At 46.7% G+C, this 2,749-nt stretch carries 5 protein-coding genes; 4 read left to right on the forward strand and 1 reads right to left on the reverse strand.

Features of this window, described 5'->3' with window-relative positions:
• The 4 genes from ABYB02_RS16400 to ung form a co-directional block, all read left to right on the forward strand.
• The coding region (locus ABYB02_RS16400) for an iron chelate uptake ABC transporter family permease subunit (protein ID WP_372763442.1) at nucleotides 1-255 on the forward strand (255 nt) is incomplete at its 5' end.
• Between the two features lie 105 nt (nucleotides 256-360).
• Nucleotides 361-960 carry a cob(I)yrinic acid a,c-diamide adenosyltransferase gene (gene cobO, locus ABYB02_RS16405; protein WP_372763443.1) on the forward strand — a complete coding sequence of 200 codons (600 nt, stop codon included), beginning with the start codon at nucleotides 361-363 and terminating at the stop codon, nucleotides 958-960.
• Entirely contained in the window at nucleotides 960-1,820 is an 861-nt protein-coding gene (locus tag ABYB02_RS16410) for a cobalamin-binding protein (protein ID WP_372763444.1), read from the forward strand. The genes cobO and ABYB02_RS16410 overlap by 1 nt, the downstream gene beginning before the upstream one ends.
• Complete coding sequence (gene ung, locus ABYB02_RS16415) at nucleotides 1,817-2,479, forward strand: uracil-DNA glycosylase (protein ID WP_372763445.1); 663 nt, start codon at nucleotides 1,817-1,819, stop codon at nucleotides 2,477-2,479. The genes ABYB02_RS16410 and ung overlap by 4 nt, the downstream gene beginning before the upstream one ends.
• A 103-nt stretch (nucleotides 2,480-2,582) precedes the next feature.
• On the opposite strand, the gene ABYB02_RS16420 is transcribed toward ung, so the two are convergent.
• Nucleotides 2,583-2,749: DUF3545 family protein (locus ABYB02_RS16420; RefSeq protein ID WP_372763446.1), on the reverse strand; the 167-nt coding region annotated here is incomplete at its 5' end.

The following is a 2,749-nucleotide window of genomic DNA, read 5'->3' on the forward strand; positions in this document are numbered from 1 at the left end:
GTGCTGGTGGCCATGTGCGGAGGAATTGGTTTTGTCGGGCTGATGGTGCCACATATAGTGCGTTTTTTTATTTCACAAGGCACTTTGTCAGGTTTACTGATCACCAGTTTAGTGGGCGGTATTTTTATGGTGTGGGTGGATGTATTAGCCCGCACGTTATTAACCAATCAAGAACTGCCCGTGGGGGTGATCACTGCTGCGATTGGTAGTGCGTTTTTTTTAAGCTTGTTATATTTTCGTAAACGCCAACTCTAAGCTGAACTTAGCCGCGTCAATGATATAACACAAGCGGTTATCTGCAACCGCTGCAGCAGATGAAAAAGTGCTGCAACGCAGCAATATTTATCAAGGATACTAATAATGAGTGAACAAAATAACGATAAACACCAACAGCGTCAGCAAAAATTAAAAGAGCAAGTTGATGCCCGTATTGCCGCCGCACAACAAGAAAAAGGCATTTTTCAGGTTATTACCGGTAACGGTAAAGGTAAATCTACTTCGGGGTTTGGCGTTGTTGCCCGTTGTGTTGGCCATGGTAAAAAAGCCGCTGTGTGTCAGTATATTAAGGGAACTTGGGAGTGTGGCGAGCGCAACTTATTGCAAGGTGCGGGTGTTGAGTTTGTGGTGATGGGCACAGGCTTCACCTGGAACACTCAAGATAAAACCGCCGACACCGCCGCCGCGCAGGCCGCCTGGCAAGAGTCTAAGCGTCTGCTAAGTGATGCAAGTTTAGATGTGGTGCTGCTTGATGAGCTTACCTACATGGTTACTTATGGATATATTGATTTAGATGAGGTGCTGGAGGCGATCAGTAATCGCCCACCGATGCAGTCGGTTATTGTCACGGGGCGTGCCGCACACCGTAAATTAATCGAACTGGCTGATACGGTAAGCGAAGTGCGCAATGTAAAACACGCCTTTGATGCTGGCATAAAAGCGTTACAAGGGTTTGATTATTAATGTTTAAACAACTGCTTCTCAGCCTGTTTTTGCTGGCTGTTGCGCATCATGCGCAGGCCTCCCAAGCTCAGCAAAACAAGGCATTACGGATTGTGGCGCTGTCACCACACATAGTGGAAAACTTATACGCGATTGGCGCGGGCGACAAAATTATTGCCACGGTTGAGCACGCCGATTACCCCGCGGCGGCAAAGGCGATTCCGCGCATTGGTGGCTTTTATGGCATATCCATTGAAAAATTGCTGGCGCTTAAGCCCGATTTAGTCATTGCTTGGCAAGGTGGCAACCAAGCTGAGGATTTAGCGCAACTTGAGCGTTTAGGTATTAGGCTGCATTATAGCAATCCCCATACTCCAGCTGAGGTGGCCGATGACTTACTGGCGCTGGGTAAACTCACCGGTAATATTGCTCAAAGTGAGCGCGCCGCTCAGGCGTATAGCACTAAATTAGCCGCTATACAGGCGCATCAACAACACAAAATGCCGGTCACGGCGTTTTATCAATTATGGTCTGAGCCAATGATGACAGTGGCTAAAAATACCTGGATAAACCAGCTCATGGAAACCTGCCAAAGCAGTAATGTATTTGCTAATAGTGCGACCGATTACCCCCAAGTGAGTATCGAGAATGTGGTGGTTGCACAGCCACAAATTATTATTATTCCCGATGAAAAGTCAGCCACACCACAGCCGAAGATTAACTGGCAACAATGGCCGGAGATCCCCGCCGTGAAACAGCAGCTGTTTATATCTGTTAATGCGGATTTACTGCATCGATTTTCACCGCGTATGCTCGAGGGGCTGGCAGATATGTGTGATAAAATAGAGCTATCACGTCAACACCTGAAGAGTACACAATGAGCGATTGGTCAGCCTTTTTAAACAGTGAGTTACAGCAACCTTATATGCAGGAAACGCTAGCGTACGTGGCGCATCGCCGCGATGCGGGGATTGCAGTGTATCCGCCAGAGTCACAGGTGTTCAATGCCTTTGATGCAACCGCGCTCAACAAAGTGCGCGTAGTGATATTAGGGCAAGACCCATATCATGGCGCAGGGCAAGCGCATGGCTTATGTTTTTCGGTGTTGCCCGAGGTGAAAAAGTTACCGCCATCGCTAAGAAATATTTATAAAGAGCTGGCAAACGATATTGCAGGGTTTACTGTGCCAAGCCATGGCTATTTGCAGCACTGGGCAGAGCAAGGGGTGTTTTTGTTAAATACGGTACTGACCGTAGAGCAAGGGCAAGCGCATTCGCATAAACACTTAGGCTGGGAGCAATTTACCGATAATGTAATAGCGCATATAAATAGCCACTGTAGTGGCGTGGTATTTATTTTATGGGGCGCCCATGCCCAAAAAAAAGGCAAAGGCATTGATAGTACTCGCCATCATGTTTTAGCCGGACCACATCCTTCGCCGCTATCGGCTCACCGTGGTTTTTTTGGTTGTCAGCATTTTTCCGCCACTAATGCGTTATTGCAGGCTCAAGGCAAGCAACCAATCGACTGGCAAGTTTGATTAGTGAGTTCAAGCGCATTAAAAAGGCCTTGATGCTATGCCATCAAGGCCTGGTTGAATTTTAGCGGGTTGTTATGCTTTTTGGCTGGCTAATGAGGCTGGCTTAAAAGTCCAGTTCATCAATCATTAGGGTGTCTGCAAAATAATCTAACTCTTGCAGCTCTTTACGTAAGCGGTGTTTTTCTTTTATTGCTTCTATTTCACGCCATTTTCTTTTTTTATTTTTCTGAGAGCTTTTCCTTGTTGTATCAGGACCTTCTAATATTTCTA

This window comes from Pseudoalteromonas sp., assembly GCF_041613455.1.
Classification (GTDB): domain Bacteria; phylum Pseudomonadota; class Gammaproteobacteria; order Enterobacterales; family Alteromonadaceae; genus Pseudoalteromonas.